Raw genomic sequence first — 17149 nt, 5'->3', positions numbered from 1 at the left:
CCCGGCGAAGGCGGTAGCGTCGGCTCGTTGCCGAAGTGTTGCCAATTCCGGCCTCCGTGGCGGATCCGGCACCGAAGCGAAAAGTGGCCCTGACCTGCAGAGATGCAGGTCAGGGCCACTTCGCCTTCGGTGCCGGATCCGCCACGGAGGCCGGAATTGGCAACACTTCGGCAACGAGCCGACGCTACCGCCTTCGCCGGGCAGTAGCACCGGTGCCGGGGTTGCCGGTTGGTGGCTGGTCACGATGGCCCTGACCTGCGTCGACGCGGTAGGTGGGGGACGTGCACCGTCGCCCTGCAACGGTGGCCGGGCAACACGCGGGCAACGGGGTGCGCCCGCAGGGGTGTCCACGCGCTACGCCGTGGCCGAACTCGTGGACGCGATGCGTTGGGTGGCAGCCCTTCGGAGGCTCGCCGGAAGTCGCGGGTCGCGAGCCGTGTCGGACAGGCCGCCGGGTTCTCTCCCGGAGAGAGGCAGGCGGCACGGACGGACCCCGTTTGTGAGGGAACGTCACCGCAGGTTCGCGGCAGATCCGGATGGTGGTGGGGAGGGAGGGACGACCAGCGCCCGGGCCAAGGCCGTCCAGCGGCCACTCACGCGCGAACTGGCCCATTGATCAGCGCTTCCGTAGGTCACCGTCCTCGGTGCCGACCACACAGCCCGAGTTGCAAGCCTTCCTCGTCACCCAGATGTGAGTCGCAGCGCAGGCAGGCGACGCCCCGAAACAGCACGCTCGGCTGATCCGGGTCTGCCGGGACCGGTGTTGTGTCGTAGAGGTGGGCGAACCGTGCCGTGAGGTGCGGGTGCCGGCGGCCCAGCATGCGGTGCACGTCGGCCGCTGTCCGCGGAGGGTTCTTCGCTACCTCGGCGAGTACGCTTACGCCCTCGCGGTATGCGAACTCACTGAGCCGCAACGCCATGAAATAGTCTGGGTTGACTGCGCTCATCTCATGCTCGGCAAGGTCCTCGAACGCGAAGTCGTCCACATCGGTGGTGATCAGATACCGCGCGCCGGCGAGGATCGCATCGGCCATGACCTGACGATCCTCCGCCGAGACCGTCACCAGGCCTTTGGCGCTCGTCGCTGATGGCGACAGCTCCATGCCCAAGATGTCCGTGCGCACGGTCGAGACTCGCGCCGCTCTGCCCCGTGCATGCCGGTCAGCCTCGGCTTCGACGTGGGGTGACTAGACCACATGCAACCCGTCGGCGCGGGCGCCTGCAATGACCAGAGTCCGGGTGACCGGTGAGGCGAGGGCATTGGCGTCTAGGAACAGGACCGCTGACTCACTCACCGAACAACTCAGCCGCGATGTCGGCGGAGCTGGCCTCGGCCATGCGCCGCATCAACTCGTGGCTATAGCGTTCGAACTCGGCCAGCGGGATGCGGTGATGCGTGCCTACCTTCGTCGCCTTGAGGTCGCCGTCGGCGATCCGCCGCAGCACGGTCGACCTCGACATCCCCAGCCGCTTGGCCACCTCGGCGGGCGACAGCAACTCCACCCGGGCAGAGACGTCGACGACCTCGCCGCGCGCCTTGGCCGACTCCAGGAACGCACGAAGCGTGGCCCAGTCGTCGTCCGACAGGTGCGCCGGGTTGATCGTCATCGACTCGCTCATGGGTCCATCATAGTCTGCGACTGGTCATTTGTGGCGCTCCAAGTGACCATCTCGTTGTCGGCAGCGAGTGGATGCACCGCTCTACGTCTCTACGTCGCGGGGCGCCCGGAGCGGGCGGCGGGGGAGGAGCCTGTGATCGTTTGCGCCCGTCGTACGTGGGTTCGACAAGAGCTCGGATGGGGCACGCTTTGATGGGCAACGGCCTGCAACAGCGTGCCGGCGCAGCGGACCGAGCGATCGCCGCTGTGCGCCGCAACGATACGGCGAAGTCGTGGAAGGCGGCGGCGGTCGCACTTGGTCACGCGAGGTGTCGCATCTGGATGAGGACACAGGTAGACATCCCGGGGTCGTTTCGGGTCACCTGGCGGATTGTCAGGTCATACGCGAGCGAAGACCCTCGAAGAAGTCGTTCAACGTCGCCTCTGCGGTGGGCTGCCCGAGTTCGTGTCCGCCGAAGCGGAAGACTTGATATCCCGCGAGCTTGAGCCGGCGGTCCTCGGCGGCCATCTCGGAGTAGAGCTGAGGGCTTGCGGTGTCGCCGACGGCGTAGTGCTGCTTGCCGTCTACCTCGATGACTGCGCGCTTGCGGTCGCTGAACAACATGAGGAAGTCCATCCGCTGTCGGGCGAGAGGTGCGCCGTTTGCCGATGTCCTGCGAGTCCGTTGGTCGAGCGGGTCGTAGTGCAGGTAGACCTGCGGCAGTAGTGCGATGACGTCCGGGTCGTCCTTGAAGCGCGCGTAGTAGGTCCGGAACAGCAGTCGCTCCGGTGGGCTTGCGAGCGAGGCGGCCAGCCGTTGATAAAGGTTGCGAGCGATTGCTGGCCCTTCAAGGTCGGACGGGCAGGAGGGATGGGTTGCCCACCAGTTGGCGAGGTCGCTGAACTTCAGTCCGCCCTCGGGCAGCGGTTGGTCGTAGATGAGGCAGGTGTCGCCGTTCGCCACGATCTCGATGTCGTTGCTCACCGCGTCTCGGAGCACGAGGTCCGGCTTTGGGCCGGTGCTGGCGAAGATGAGGTTCTTCGTCCTGCCCTGTACGCCGTCGCCTTGGTCGTACGCATTCACCAGTGCAGCCAGCTGCTCCTGGTTGAGCTGGTAGATGTCCGCGTACGTGCTCAGCTTTCGGGCGAGCGTGGCGAGTTCCGCGATCGACCAGTCCTCGATGTAGCCAGTGATGAGGTCGCGTTTCGTCTCCGCCTGGTCGGGCTGTCCGGTGCTGCGACGCCATTCCAGCTTGAGTTCCTCGGGGAGGACGGACGCAAGCGCGGCCCTGGTGTACCTCTGGATCAGGGCGTCGCAAATGGCTGCGGTGAGGGTGCGTTTGGAGGCGACGGAGGGCAACGGCTTCACCTCAGTTGGGCGGAACCATCCGTCGTAGTACTCGGCCACAAGGAACAGTCTGTCGGTTTCGCCGCGGCGACGTGGGCTCATCGGGGGTGGCGAGTGTCAATGCAGGGGGTTTGAGGGCGGTTCGCTGACGCAGGCACCGGCGGCGTCTGGGAGATAATGAGACGTGGAACGACCAGTTGACTTCTTCCGCAGCCGTCACATGTTGTGCGGGGAATGCGGCCAGCGATGGGTGGTCGACCTCGACTGGATCGATCGGTGGGAACAAGCCCTCGAAGGTTGTCCAAGCTGCGGTGTGGACTGCAAAGCGGAAACTGGGCCACGCGTGATCGTTGACCCAGCCGATCCCGCGCAGGCACGGTGACCCCACTTCGAACGCCTGCGCGACCCCGAGAAGGACGCCAAGATCGTCGTCGTGCCGGCACTGCAATGACTTGCGTGATCGTGCGTCGATGTTGGCCTTCCCGTTGGGTCGGGTTGAAGGCCGCGACGGCGGTGGTGGCGGCCGCCATCGCGGCGCCATCGGACGGAGGTTATCCACCAGCAGTTGTCAAAGATCGAAGTTGCGTAGGACGTGTTCGCTGGCGGGCACTTGGTGGTAGTTCCTCGCGTCCGCGGGATCGCCGTCTCCGTTGTAGCTGGTGGATCCGGGGTAGGCGTAGGCGGGTCGGGTGGCCGTGAGGGTGCGGTCTTGGGGGGACCAGCTTTCGGCGATGATGGTCTCGGGTGCCTGGCCGTTCTCGACCCACGTCATAAGGGCCGCCATCCCGCGGGCGAGGGTGAGCCCGGGGCCGAGGCCGTAGCAGAAGTTGTGCATGTCGCCGTCAGTGACGAAGAGGCGAGCGAAGGCCCGAGTCTCCTCCAAGCCCCCGATGGCCTTGATGACGCGTCGGTAGTAGTTGACGCTTCCCTGAAAGGGAATCACTTCGTCGTCGCCGGCGTGGCTGAGCAGCAGTTTGCCGCCCGCGTCGCGGAAGGCCGTCAGGTCGGGGTTGTCGGTGGCGATCTCAGCGAACTCGGCGCAGCCTTGGTCGAAGAGGCTCTCGTACTCGGCGAAGGTGAGCCCGATTCCGTTGGCTTCGGGATCGCGTGTGACCCATCGTTGCATGAGTGGCGACAGTCCGAACGGTGCCGGGACTAGCTGGCTGTCCACGTCCGTGGTGACGCAAAGGCCGACCGGGAACCCCATCGCGACGTGGCTGCCCCAGGAACGGGTCCCCGGACGTGGTCCGAACCACAGTCGTTCTCCCGTGACGCGCCGAGGGCCGGCCCAGATCAGTTCCATCACCTCGGCATCGAGTTGGGTGATCTCGCCGGCCGGCGTGGCGGTGCCCACGACCTTGTGGGGGTCGAGGTCGATGGGCTCGAAGGCGCCAAGGAACCCGTCCTCGACGCCGTCAGCGCCATCACAGGCTTCGAGGACGGCGCTGCGGAAGGCCTCCAGCTTCTCCTCCGGCAGCACATTGTCGAGCTCGTGCATCACGGTCGCTGGCCACAGGCCGGCCGGGATGACGCGGGTCCAGTTGATCGCCGGATCCTCGGACCAGATCCCGTCGTAGTCTCCTGGGTGGAACTGCGCCGATGCCATCGCCTGCCGGCCGTTGACGGAGTCGCCCACCAGGTAGGAGAACCGAGGCGCTCGGCCGTGGAGGGCCCCGACGATCGCCTTGGCGATGATCGTCATCGCATGCAGGGAGCGGTGCGCTAGGTTGGCGATCAGCTCGGCATCAATCGTTCCGTCAGCTCGAATGACCTCTTGTGCACTGGTGTCGACGCGGGTGCCGTCGATGGTGGCGGTCGCGAAACCGTTGCGCAGTGCGAACGGCGGCTGCACGTGACGCTGTGCTTGGTCGCCGAGGGTCAGCGTGAAGTCCCCACCCGCGGTACAGCCCAGGAAGCGGCTGTTCCAGCCCAAAGGCACCCAGATCATCGCCTCTTGTTCCTGACCGCCTGGAGTCCTGATCCCCACGCGCACGTCGCAGAACGGCGGAAGGTCAGTGATGGGGGGGACGTCCATCGTGACTCCCGGCGGAAGGGCCATGAATCGGGGCGGTGGGACCTCGAAACGCCCGGTGCGATTGACCTGGGCCGAGGTCACCTTCATGCTGCCGATCTCGGCTCGCAGGTCGGCGTCAAGGCCCTCGAGCGCCTCTTGCAGCAGTTCGTGAGAACAACGCTCGGTGACACTCTCATCGGCCGCAGGGATCGACCTCGGATCGATCCAACGGTCCCAGCTGCTCACCCGAATCGATGTGATGTCCGTCATGTCGAGCACACTATGCAGACGAAACGACTCGTGTCTAGATGAACTGTCTATCTACGGATCAACGAGCGTGTCTTGCCCTTCTGGAGACCCGCCACTTGGCGGTTGTGATCTAGGCCACGATCCTCCCACGCTGTAGGCCGTCGCGATGCGCCTTGCCACTCCGGTGAGTGGGAGGCCTGAAGCGGTGGATCGAGCCAGCGGGACAGACCTCCTGCGGCGTGAGGCGGAAAGAGGGAACAGAGTTGACTGCCATCTCAGACGTGCCTGTCGACCCGGTGTCGGCGGTGCGACGAAATCTGATCTATGCGGCCCTGATGGGGTTGTGTTTCGTGGCCACGGCGGGAGTGGCATCGCTGAGTCCGCTCTTGCCGACGATCGGGACGATCTACGGGCTCTCGGTCGTGCAGGCGTCGTGGATCTTCACCACCCTCCTGATCGCCGGAGGCGTGGCAACGGCGTTCCTGCCTCGTCTGGCCGACGTCGTGGGTGACAAGTGGGCCGCGACCTTGGTGCCGGCCGCGATCACCATCGGGTGCGCGCTGATGCGCTTGTCCCACACCTACGCCGTCGTGCTGGCCGGCGCCGCCCTCCTGGGGGTGGCGGCCTCGGCCAGCCCGGTGGCGATGGCTGCCATGCGACGAGCCGTAGGAAGCATCGGGCGCGCGGTCTCAGGGGCTCAGGCCATGACCTTTGGGGGCAGTGCCATCGGTGGGGTTCTCGGCGCCTGGATCGTGGGCCAGATCAGCTTGCGAGGATACTTCGTGATCATCGCAGTTATCACCCTGGTGGTGACCGTGCTGGTGTTCGTGGCCATGCCCACCGGGACGTTGCAGGAGCGGGGCCACCTCGGGGCCCTGAGCCTGCTTGGCGGCACCATCTGGCTTCTGGCCATCCTGATCGGCATCTCCAAGGGCACCGACTGGGGTTGGACCAATGGAAGGACCCTGGGCTGCATCACCGGCGGAGTGGTGCTGGCCTTCGTGTGGTATCTGCGGGAACGGCGCCTGCCGACACCGGTGGTCGACTTCAGCCTCTTCTCCGAAGGCATGTTCACCCGGACGGTGCTGGCCGGCCTCGCGCTCGGGATCCCTTCGGCCGCGTTGTCGATCCTGATCCCCTACATCACCCAGATGAGCCCGAGCGTCGCGCCCTACGGCCTGGGGAAGTCGGCGTTGGACACCGCCTGGATCCTTGCCCCGTTCTCTGCCTGTGGCTTCTTCGGAACACTCGTTGCTGGCCGGGCGACGTCACGGGGCTGGTCGCTTCGGATCGCGGCGTGCGGGGCTGTGGCCCACTGTTGTGCAGCGGTCTGGCTCGCGTTCATGCACGACCACGTCTGGTCCCTGATCGTGGGTGTGATCATCTACGGGATCGGCATCGGGTTGGTCACCGGAGGCCTGTACGGAACGATCCAGCGCACGGTCCGTCCTGAGCGCGCAGGAATGGCTAGCGGCTCACTCGGGCTCGCGGTGTGCGTCTCGGGGGCAGTGGGACCGGTGATCTTCTCCACCATCCTCTCCCACAAGAGCGTGCCCGGCGCGCCCGGCGTGCCCGACGGGCACATGTTCACCGTCTCCTTCCTCGTGGGGGCACTATGCGAGTTCATCGTGCTCCTGATCTGCCTCAGCGGCATAGGGAACGAGGCGAGGCGCGGTGCGGCGCCGCGCGCCGAAGCAGCAGTGTCGGTTGGCTAGCCACGAGTCGAGGCAGTGACGGCGGGCGCCGCAAGCTGTTCAAGGTGTTCAGGTAGTCCTAGCCCGGCGGCTCCACGGTCAGTGCTATCGGCACGGGCCGGTGGAGCCGCTGAGTCTCGCTCCTGGGAGCCGCAGCGTCGGATCTGGCTCCTCCGGTCTCCGGACCTGGGCCGCACGCTGTGATGGGCCGCACGCTGTCAATGGCATCGATGAGCACCGGATGCGCCACCGCGAGGACGGGGCCCGGACCGCACGGGACCTAACCCCTGGGACTACATCTAACGCTGGGGCTACACCGTGAAGACGGGCTAACTGTGATGCCTAGCCACGCTGCGCGGAAGAGACCGGCGTGCCACTGTCTGGGCAGTCGACGGTGCTACCTTCGGGCAGTCGAAGCTACGCCTGAAACGACCCTGGCTAGGATTGCGCATGGCACGAGAGATCCACTCGTGAGAGATGGAGATCGGTCGCACGCGGGAGTGTGTGATCGATGCCCACAGATCGTTTGCTCTAGATGATCAGGATGGCAGTGGAGAGTGAGGCCGACGTGACAGCCGACATCAAGGCCGTGCAGGCTGACATGAGGCCCTTGCAGGAACAGCGACGAGACTTCACGCGGTCGCGTCTGCTCGACGCCGCTTCTGAGGCGTTTGCGCGGAAGGGCTATGTGGCCGTCACGGTCGATGACATCGTCGGCTTGGCGCGGTGCGCTCGGGCGACGTTCTATCTGCACTTCAACTCGAAGGCAGCGGTCGCGATCGCGTTGCTGGAGCGGTCGACCCCTGACTTCGTTGCCGCGTGTCGAAGCCTGGCCGCCCAGGTGGAGAGCGGCGTTACGAAGGAGGGGCTTCGTGAGGCCTTTCTGGCAGGATCGGTCGACTGGCGGCGCAGTGACGGCGCGGTAGGCATGGCGCTGCAGGTTGCGGTGCTCAGCGAGCCGGAGGTCGGACGCTGGTTCGCCGACCGGCTCGCACAGGTCATGGTGGAGCTCGCCGGTCACTTCGAGCGATACGACGCCGTCGAGCGTGTTCATAAGCGGGCGCGCTATCTGGCGCTGTCGCATATGACGCTGACGGCCATCGCCGTCACGGGCCTGCACGGTGAGGCGCTGAGCCAGGACGATGTCTTGAGCTACCTCGCCGAGTTGTGGGCCGACGCGTTTACTCCCTAGCCCGGCTCCCTAGCCCAGTTTGTTGGCCCAGCGCCTTGAGGTCGGCGGGCGGCTCGCCGAGCTCTCTCAGGGGAGTGGGTCGGGCTGTTGAGCTTGATCGGGTCAGCGATCCGCGTGGGCGATGCACCACAGGGCCCACGCGACTGCGCCTCTGATGCGGCCCTCCGGTGTGCGTAGCGGGTAGCCCAGATGCTGCTCGAGCCATTCGACGCGTTGCAGCAATGTTGAGTGGTGGAGATACATCTGGCTGGCGGCGCGTCGCATGCTCTGGTGGCCGATCACCTCGCGCAGCGTGGCCACAGACCAGGAACGCTCCGTGTGCAGGTGGTCGAGGACGAGGACGTCCGGGGTCGTGGCGGCGGCTTCTGCTGAGAAGATCTCGGCCAGTGAGGCCAGCGCGCCGAGGTCGGTGTAGTGCACATGGAGGCTGCTGGCCGGGTCTCGGCCGGCCGCCATCGTCAGGGCGATCCGAGCCTGTCGCCACCCCGTGACGAGGTCAACAGCGTTGCTCTGGGCAATACCGGCGCAGTGGCGCGCCGGCAGGCTCGACTCCACATCGTGGGCGGCAGGCAGGAGCAGCGCCCGCAGGCCTCCCACGCTGGCTGTGTTCCGGTCCGCAGGCTCAGCCTCCAGGGGCAAGGCGACGACCATGACCGGTCCTCGTGCTAGGCCGAGCCCGCCAACGGCCGCCCGCCGCAACTCGGGGGCAGCGTCCGGGTCTAGCGCCGTGCGGACGAGGTCGGCCGCGTCGGCGGGCCGTTGCTGGCTGGCCAGATGCTGCTGCCCTGTGAGGTGGCCGAAGCGTCGCTCAGTGCCCGAGCTCGGGTCCGGAAGCGGGGAGTCCACGCCCGGCGGTCCCGTCGTCTCAGCGATCTGGATCGGCTCGCTCATCTCGGTCGTCTGGATCATCTGTGTCATCTCGGATCTCCCGTCTCCCAAGGCCGTGCGTGCGCGGTACGCATCCGACGTCCCTCCATCTGGTGTGTCGAGAGTCACACGTAAGTCATCCTCCGACGCGGTGGACATAATGTCAAGTAACAGGACAAGACATCCATATTGAGTAGAGGCCTCTGCGCCGCAGTGAATGGACAGACCGTCTATCTAATGGTTGACATGACGTGTTGGACGTCACAGTATCTACTCTTGGTGCGGCGCTGTTCGCCGACACGACTGGTGGCATGACTTGTGGAGGAGGGCCGATGAGCCTTGAGGACGAGCTCCAGCGCCGGGGGCTGACCAGCTGGCTGGCCGATGACGGATCCTGGATGGCCTTCGAGGCGGGCACGGAGGTGAGCGCAGAGAAGGCGACGGTGGTGACGGTAGAGAGCCTTCAGAGCGCGCTTGCCGGGTTGGAGGGCGTGCGGGTGGTCTCGGCCGTCATCAACGCCTCGGGCGACTTCGATCCGCCGCAGCCGCCTTCGGAGATGCTTCCGCCGGGCGTCGATCTACTCAGCATCCGAGGCGTACCGGCCTTCTGGGACGTTCGTGTGAGCAAACACGGCACGGACGGACATGTGACTGACTTCTACATCTGGGTCCCGCTCGCCTGGAACCGACGATTCCTCGCCACTGTGGGAGGCGGCTCCATGACCGGGCCGCTGTGGGCCGATGAGGTGACGTTGCGCAACGCCACCATGTCGCATGCGCTGCGCAACGGGTTCGCCACTGCCGCGACCGATGGCGCCAACAAGGAGGCCGCCACCGACTCCAATCGCCTCTTCGACTGGCCTCTGGACTCAGCGAGTGGGGCGCTGGACCGGGAGCTCATCCGAAATTGGAACCACCTCAGCACCCACGAGATGACCGTGGTCGCCAAGCGCATCATTTCCGCCATTCACGGCCGGGAGCCAGAGTTCAGCTACCTGGCCGGCGGCTCCGGTGGTGGGCGGCAGGCGATCGCGTCCGCGATTCGCTGGCCGACAGACTTCGACGGAGTCTGGGCTGCTGATCCCGCGGTCAATTGGACCCGGATTGTCCCGGCCGGCCTGTGGCCCGCACTGATCATGAAGCACCATCAGAATCCGGTCGCCGCGGCGAAGCTCGACGCCGTCCGCGAAGCCGTCATCGAGGCCTGCGATGGCATTGACGGCCTACGAGACGGATTCCTCGGCGCCCTCGATCCGATCGACTTCGACCTTGCGAGCATGGTGGGTGTGCAGACCTCCGCTGGCCCGATCACGCAACGCGACGTCGAGGTCGTCGGGCTGATCTGGGACGGACCGCGCCGCCGTGATGGACGACGGCTCTGGTACGGGCTACGCCCCGGCGTTGCCAGCTGGGGACCGCTCGAGCTGTGCCACACCACCGAGATCGACGGGACTCTCCGAGCCGTACCGTGGCCGCTCGGGCTGGCCCACTTGCAATGGGTGAGTAGGGACCGCCAGCTCGACTGGGACTCGCTCACACTCGAGACCTACGAGAGTCTTTTCGACGAGGGCGTCCGCGACCTCGCGGCGATCGCCACCGACGATCCCGACCTCACCAGCTTCATGGACGCAGGGGCAAAGCTGCTGCTCACCCAGGCCGGAGAAGACCAAGCCCTGCCCATGGACGGATGCCTGGACTACTACGAGCGAATTGTGGAGACCATGGGCGGCCTCGATCAGACCATGACCTTTGCACGACTGTTCGTCGCCGACGGCGACAGCCACACCTTCTGCACCGGCCACGGCCCAGGAGTGTCCCTGGCTGAAGGCATGAGCGCCCTCATGCGGTGGGTCGAAAGCGGCGAGACACCCACAGAACTAGTGGCCGAACGCTACGACACTGCCAGCGGCCGGATCGACGCGACACGTCCGGTCTACCCCTACCCGCAGGTGACCAGGTACTCAGGCGTCGGCGATCCCTCACTCGCCTCCAGCTACCACGCTGCAGATCGACAGCTAACCGTTGCCGGTTCGGCTGTCGCTGGCTCGATGTGGTCTCAAGACAAAGCCGAACGTGACGAGCCCTCAACACTCCCCGGCCGGGCAACCAGCACCGTCGATGCCTGAAAGGCAGATCCATGAGCCAACAGCCTGAGACTCTCTCCAACCTGCTCCACGAGAACCGGCGTTTCGAGCCGCCGGCCGCGCTGGCCGCGGCCGCGAACGTCAAGGCCGACGCGTACGACGCCGCCGCGACCGATCCGGAGGGCTTCTGGGCCGCGGCAGCCGAGCGGCTCTCCTGGTTCCAGAGGTGGGACCGGGTGCTGGACTGGGACAACCCGCCGTTCGCGAAGTGGTTCGTGGGGGGCACGCTCAATGCCGCCTACAACTGCGTCGACCGGCACGTCGAGGCCGGTAATGGCGACCGGGTGGCGATCCACTGGGTCGGCGAGCCGATCGAGGACAAGCGGGCGATCACCTACGCCCAGCTCAAGGACGAGGTCTCCCAGGCGGCCAACGCGCTGACGTCGCTGGGGGTGGGCGACGGCGACCGGGTCGCGATCTACCTGCCGATGATCCCCGAGGCCGTGGTCGCGATGCTGGCCTGCGCCCGCATCGGCGCGATCCACACGGTGGTCTTCGGCGGCTTCTCCGCCGAGGCGCTCGCCTCTCGGATCGAGGACTGCCAGGCCAAGCTCGTCATCACCGCCGACGGTGGCTACCGCCGCGGCGCTCCCTCCAGCCTCAAGCCCGCCGTCGACGAGGCGGTCGCGATCGCCGCCAAGAACGGTGACTCCGGCCACCGGGTCGAGCACGTGCTGGTGGTGCGCCGCACCGGCCAGGAGGTCGACTGGCACGACGACCTCGACGTGTGGTGGCACGACGCCGTCGGCGCCGCCTCGACCACGCACACTCCGCCGGCCTTCGACGCCGAGCACCCGCTCTTCGTCATGTACACCTCCGGCACCACCGGCAAGCCCAAGGGCATCCTGCACACCACCGGCGGCTACCTGGTCCAGGCCGCCTGGACGCACTGGGAGGTCTTCGACCTCAAGCCGGAGAGCGACGTCTACTGGTGCAGCGCGGACATCGGCTGGATCACCGGCCACTCCTACATCGCCTACGGGCCGCTGGCCAACGGCGCCACCCAGGTGCTCTACGAGGGCACCCCGGACTTCCCCGAGCGCGGTCGTTGGTGGCAGATCATCGAGGAGTACGGCGTCTCGATCTTCTACACCGCCCCGACCGCGATCCGCTCCTTCATGAAGCAGGGCCGGGAGATCCCCGACGCCCGCGACCTGAGCTCCCTGCGGGTGCTCGGCTCGGTGGGCGAGCCGATCAACCCCGAGGCCTACGTCTGGTACCGCGAAGTGATCGGAGGCAGCGGCGGCGCTCCAGGAGATCGCGAGGTCCCCGTGGTCGACACCTGGTGGCAGACCGAGACCGGCGCCATCATGATCAGCCCCCTGCCCGGCGTGACCGCCGGCAAGCCCGGCTCGGCCATGACCGCGCTGCCCGGGGTGACTGCCGACGTGGTCGACGACGAGGGCAACTCGGTGCCGAACGGCTCGGGCGGCTACCTGGTGCTGACCTCGCCGTGGCCCTCGATGCTGCGCACGATCTGGGGCGACGACCAGCGCTACGTGGACACCTACTGGGCCCGCTTCAAGTCGCAGGGGTTCTACTTCGCCGGCGACGGCGCCAAGAAGGACGAGGACGGCGACCTATGGGTGCTCGGCCGCGTCGACGACGTCATGAACGTCTCCGGCCACCGGCTCTCCACCACCGAGATCGAGTCCGCGCTCGTGTCCCATCCGGCCGTGGCCGAGGCCGCCGTCGTGGGCGCCAACGACCCCGACACCGGTCAGGCCGTGGTGGCGTACGTCATCCTGCGCGAGGGCGTCGAGACCGGCGACGGCATCGAGAAGCAGCTCTCCGACCACGTCCGCAAGGAGATCGGCCCCATCGCCAAGCCCAAGGCCATCATGATCGTCCCCGAGCTGCCCAAGACCCGCTCGGGGAAGATCATGCGCCGGCTGCTGCGCGACGTCGCCGAGAAGCGCGCCGTCGGCGATACCACCACCCTGGCCGACGCCGGGATCATGGAACTGATCTCCGCCGGGCAGGCTGCGAGCACATCATCGGATGAGGCGTGATGCGGCTGTTGATCATGGGGCCTCCAGGCGCGGGCAAGGGGACCCAGGCAGTGGATCTGGCGCAGCGCGTCAGCGGTGCCCACGTCTCTACCGGCGAGATCTTCCGAGCACACGTTGGGGCCGGAACAGCGTTGGGCCGCACGGCCCAGGGGTTCATCGAGGCCGGGGAATTCGTTCCAGATGAGGTGACCAATGCCATGGTCGCCGACAGGTTCCGTCAACCCGACGCCGTGGAGGCATTCGTCCTCGACGGCTACCCGCGGACTGTCGACCAGCTGCACTTCCTCGACGCTGTGCTCAGCGAGCAGGACAGCCAACTGGACGGCGTGGTGGAACTGGTCGTCGATAGTGAGGAACTGGTGGCCCGCCTTCTGAAGCGAGGAAGGTTGGGCAGTCGATCTGATGACACCCCAGAGACGATCCGTCGTCGTCTGGCCATCCACGCCGCCGAGACGCAGCCGCCACTCGTCATCTACCGAGAACGGAACTTGGTCGCGAGCGTCGACGGCATTGGGACCGTGGCTCAGGTATCTCAGCGGATCGCCCAGACACTCAGTCGACTCGGCTCAGCCGAGGCACAGGTGAACGCACAGCCGCTCGAGTGACGACGAAAGCGCGTGCAGACGAGAGAGAGATGAAAGTGACGACATTTGCCGAAGTGCGGGATGAGAGCATGCGCGATCCGGAGTCGTTCTGGCTCAGGGCCGCACGAGCACTGGACTGGGCCGTGGAGCCAACCAGGGCTCTGGACGATTCGGAGGCCCCGTTCTACCACTGGTTTCCTGATGGGGCGTTGAACGTCTCCTACAACGCTCTCGACAGGCACGTCGAGGCGGGCCATGGCGATCAGGCCGCGCTGATCTACGACTCCCCGGTGACGGGCACGGTGCGGACCCTGACCTACGCGGAGTTGCGTGAGGAGGTGGCGAACTTCGCCGGCGCCCTGCGTGATCTCGGTGTGGCCTGTGGAGACCGGGTGGTGATCTATATGCCGATGGTCCCGGAGGCGGTGGTGGCGATGCTGGCCTGCGCCCGGTTGGGGGCAGTCCACTCGGTGGTCTTCGGCGGGTTCGCCCCCCACGAGCTCGCGACGCGCATCGATGACGCTGAGCCCGTGGTGATCGTCTCGGCCTCGTGTGGGATCGAGGGTACCCGGATCATCGAATACAAGCCGCTGCTGGATCAGGCCATCGAGCTCTCAGCCCACAAGCCCAGCCGCGTCGTGGTCCTGCAACGACCCCAAGCCACAGCAACCCTGGGCGCCCACGACCTCTCGTGGTCCGACGCCATCGAAGGCGCCGAACCGGCAGACCCCGTCACGGTGGCCTCCAGCGAACCGCTCTACATCCTCTACACCTCAGGAACCACCGGCCGACCCAAGGGCGTGGTCCACGACAGCGGCGGCTACGCGGTCGCGCTGGCCTGGTCGATGAGAAGCGTCTACGACATCGGACCCGGACAGACCATGTTTACCGCCTCCGATGTCGGCTGGGCGGTCGGCCACTCCTACATCGTCTACGGTCCACTGCTGGTCGGAGCGACCAGCGTCCTCTATGAAGGCAAGCCGGTCGGCACGCCCGACCCGGGGCAGTTCTGGCGAGTCGTCGCCGACCACGGCGTAGGCACCCTGTTCACCGCGCCGACCGCGTTGCGGGCGGTGCGCAAGGAGGACCCCGAGGGCTCCTACGCACACCAGTACGACCTCTCGAGTTTGAAGTACCTCTTCTTGGCCGGAGAGCGGCTCGACCCGCAGACCTACACCTGGGCCAGTGACCTGCTCGGTGTGCCGGTGATCGACCACTGGTGGCAGACCGAGACCGGGTGGGGCATCGCCGGCAACCCCGCCGGCATCGAGCTACTACCCATCAAGGCAGGCTCGCCCACCGTCCCGCTGCCCGGGTGGGACGTCCACGTGGTCGACGAGCACGGCCGCGACGTGCCCGCCGGCGAAACGGGCTCGATCCTCATCCGGCTGCCCATGCCTCCGGGCGCGCTGCCCACCCTGTGGCGCGATGACGAACGGTTCGTGAGCTCCTACCTATCCACGTTCCCGGGCTACTACCTGACCGGCGACGGCGGGCTGATCGACCAGGACGGCTACCTGTTCGTCATGGGCCGCACCGATGACGTTATCAACGTCGCCGGCCATCGGCTCTCCACCGGGGCCATGGAGGAAGTCCTGGCTGCCCATCCGGATGTGGCCGAGTGCGCCGTCATCGGCGTGAGCGACTCGCTGAAGGGACAGGTGCCGCGCGGCTTCGTTGTGCTCAAGGCAGGCATCGACGTCGACGCCGACGGATACGTCGAGGCGCTTCGCGCCGACCTGGCCGGGATGATCCGCAACCAGATCGGCCCGATCGCCTCCCTCAAGGGCGTCGACATCGTCGCCGGTCTGCCCAAGACCAGGTCGGGCAAGATCCTGCGCAAGACCATGCGGCAGATCGCCGACGGCGACCATTTCGACGTTCCCGCCACCATCGACGACCCCACCGTCCTCGATGCACTGCGCCCGGTCCTCGCGGCGCAGCAGACCCCCACTCCAAAGCAGGAGAGCCGCCCATGACCAGATCCACCTCGCAACCAGCAACTGAGCAGCCCCTTGTGCAGGACCCGCCCACACCGTCCCCCGGGTCCCTCTCAACAGCCTCGCAAGACGCTGGCCAAGACTCCCTGACCTGGACCCCGGCCTGGCGGCTCAAGGAGCTCATCGACCAGCGGGAAGTCTCGCCGGTCGATGTCACCAAGCACTTCCTCGAGCGCATCGAGGAGCACAACGAGGCACTCGGAGCTGTCAGTTTCGTCGACCATGCCGGCGCGATCGCCGCCGCCCAGCAAGCCGAGCGCGACGTGCTTCGCGGTGAGTCCCTCGGCCTCCTCCACGGCGTGCCGGTCCTGATCGAGGAGGTCGTGGAAGTCACCGGCTGGCCGTTCTACACCTACTCCACCTTCCGCACGGACCGCAGCATGGAACCCCTCCACCTCACAGGTCGCCGCGACGAGATCGTCCCCGAACGTCTCCGAGCCGCCGGGGCGATCCTCCTTGGTCAGACCAAAGTCGGCCAAGACGGCGTGCGCAACCCCTGGGACCTCAACCGGGTACCTGGCCAGTCCAGCGGAGGGCCGGGCAGTGCCGCTGGCGCCGGGTTCGCGCCACTCAACGTCGCAGCCGACGGAGCCGGATCGGTTCGCGCGCCCGCGGCGTTCTGCGGAGTCGTGGGCATGATTGCGACCCGCGGACGCATTCCCGTCGTCGACTGGGAGAACCTCGCGCCCTGGACCCACCGCCAACTCGGCCCCATGGCGCGAGACACCCGAGATGCCGGGCTCTTCCTCAACGCTGCCGCAGGCCCCAGTGGGCGAGATTGCTACGCACTGCCAGACACGCCCCCGGACTTCACCCACCTGCTGGGTGCTGATCCGGCCGGGATCCGCCTGGGCTGGACCGATGACTTCGGATTCTCCGAGGCCAAGGCAGGACAGTACGACACGCCCGGACTGATCGGCTTCACGCGAGCAGCCGTGGGCAGCCTGGAGGCCGACGGCGTGGCGTTCACGAACCTAACCGAGACCTGGGCAGGGCACGAGGAGGATTTCTTCAGCTTCATGATGAGCGTGGCCCCCACCAGCCCACACCCTGTCGAGAACGCCAAGTTCGCCGCCTCAGTGGAAGAGCGCAACCGCATGTGGAAGACCTTCGAGACCTCATTCGCTACCCACGACCTGATCCTCAGCCCCACCGTCCGCTTCATCGCCCCCACCCGTGAAGAATGGGACCACTACACCGACCACGACCAGCAGGCCGGCGCCTTCATCATGGACGCCGAGTGCCCCCACACCCGCCTGGCCAACTGGATGGGCTTCCCCGCCCTCACCGTCCCCGTCGGACTCATCAACGGCATGCCCGTCGGCGTCCATATCATGGGCCCCCCCAACAGCGAGCCGACCATCCTCCAAGTCTCACAACTGCTCCAGGCCGCATCGACCATGAACGCAGCAGCTGGATGAGCCGAAGGGCCCACCGGGCGGAGATG

At 66.7% G+C, this 17149-nt stretch carries 12 protein-coding genes; 7 read left to right on the top strand and 5 right to left on the bottom strand.

Annotated features, from left to right (window positions below):
* Positions 1 to 632: 632 nt before the first annotated feature.
* From QM638_RS16085 to QM638_RS16070, 4 genes are all read right to left on the bottom strand, one after another.
* On the bottom strand, positions 633 to 1124 hold the full coding sequence (locus QM638_RS16085; RefSeq protein ID WP_415143442.1) for a hypothetical protein: 492 nt from the start codon (positions 1122 to 1124) through the stop codon (positions 633 to 635).
* A 163-nt stretch (positions 1125 to 1287) separates the two neighbouring features.
* A complete protein-coding gene (locus QM638_RS16080) occupies positions 1288 to 1608 on the bottom strand; it encodes an excisionase family DNA-binding protein (RefSeq protein ID WP_415143440.1) in 321 nt (106 codons plus the stop codon).
* A 384-nt stretch (positions 1609 to 1992) separates the two neighbouring features.
* On the bottom strand, positions 1993 to 3006 hold the full coding sequence (locus tag QM638_RS16075; RefSeq protein WP_415143438.1) for a hypothetical protein: 1014 nt from the start codon (positions 3004 to 3006) through the stop codon (positions 1993 to 1995).
* A gap of 508 nt (positions 3007 to 3514) precedes the next feature.
* A complete protein-coding gene (locus QM638_RS16070; RefSeq protein WP_415143436.1) occupies positions 3515 to 5230 on the bottom strand; it encodes a tannase/feruloyl esterase family alpha/beta hydrolase in 1716 nt (571 codons plus the stop codon).
* A gap of 260 nt (positions 5231 to 5490) precedes the next feature.
* On the opposite strand from QM638_RS16070, the gene QM638_RS16065 reads away from it, so the two are divergent.
* Together QM638_RS16065 and QM638_RS16060 are read left to right on the top strand one after the other, a co-directional pair.
* Positions 5491 to 6924 (top strand): MFS transporter, encoded by a 1434-nt coding sequence (locus QM638_RS16065; protein WP_415143434.1) that lies wholly within the window; start codon positions 5491 to 5493, stop codon positions 6922 to 6924.
* Positions 6925 to 7447: 523 nt separating this feature from the next.
* Positions 7448 to 8095: a TetR/AcrR family transcriptional regulator gene (locus QM638_RS16060; RefSeq protein ID WP_415143432.1), complete on the top strand. Its 648-nt coding sequence runs from the start codon at positions 7448 to 7450 to the stop codon at positions 8093 to 8095.
* Positions 8096 to 8197: 102 nt separating this feature from the next.
* Here QM638_RS16060 and QM638_RS16055 read toward each other — a convergent pair whose 3' ends face one another.
* Complete coding sequence (locus tag QM638_RS16055; RefSeq protein ID WP_415143430.1) at positions 8198 to 9004, bottom strand: helix-turn-helix domain-containing protein; 807 nt, start codon at positions 9002 to 9004, stop codon at positions 8198 to 8200.
* Positions 9005 to 9294: 290 nt separating this feature from the next.
* On the opposite strand from QM638_RS16055, the gene QM638_RS16050 reads away from it, so the two are divergent.
* Genes QM638_RS16050 through QM638_RS16030 form a run of 5 tightly spaced genes read left to right on the top strand, consistent with a single transcriptional unit; the run spans position 9295 to position 17123 of the window.
* On the top strand, positions 9295 to 11088 hold the full coding sequence (locus QM638_RS16050; RefSeq protein WP_415143428.1) for a tannase/feruloyl esterase family alpha/beta hydrolase: 1794 nt from the start codon (positions 9295 to 9297) through the stop codon (positions 11086 to 11088).
* An 11-nt stretch (positions 11089 to 11099) separates the two neighbouring features.
* Entirely contained in the window at positions 11100 to 13118 is a 2019-nt protein-coding gene (acs, locus tag QM638_RS16045; protein ID WP_415143426.1) for an acetate--CoA ligase, read from the top strand.
* A complete protein-coding gene (locus tag QM638_RS16040) occupies positions 13118 to 13723 on the top strand; it encodes an adenylate kinase (protein WP_415143424.1) in 606 nt (201 codons plus the stop codon). The genes acs and QM638_RS16040 overlap by 1 nt, the downstream gene beginning before the upstream one ends.
* Complete coding sequence (locus QM638_RS16035) at positions 13720 to 15681, top strand: propionyl-CoA synthetase (protein WP_415143422.1); 1962 nt, start codon at positions 13720 to 13722, stop codon at positions 15679 to 15681. Before QM638_RS16040 ends, QM638_RS16035 begins: the two co-directional genes overlap by 4 nt.
* Positions 15678 to 17123, top strand: a complete 1446-nt coding sequence (locus tag QM638_RS16030; RefSeq protein ID WP_415143420.1) for an amidase — start codon at positions 15678 to 15680, stop codon at positions 17121 to 17123. Before QM638_RS16035 ends, QM638_RS16030 begins: the two co-directional genes overlap by 4 nt.
* Positions 17124 to 17149: the final 26 nt, after the last annotated feature.

Source organism: Nocardioides sp. (assembly GCF_047606145.1).
Taxonomy (GTDB): domain Bacteria; phylum Actinomycetota; class Actinomycetes; order Propionibacteriales; family Nocardioidaceae; genus Nocardioides.
This window is presented reverse-complemented; position numbering and strand designations above follow the sequence as displayed.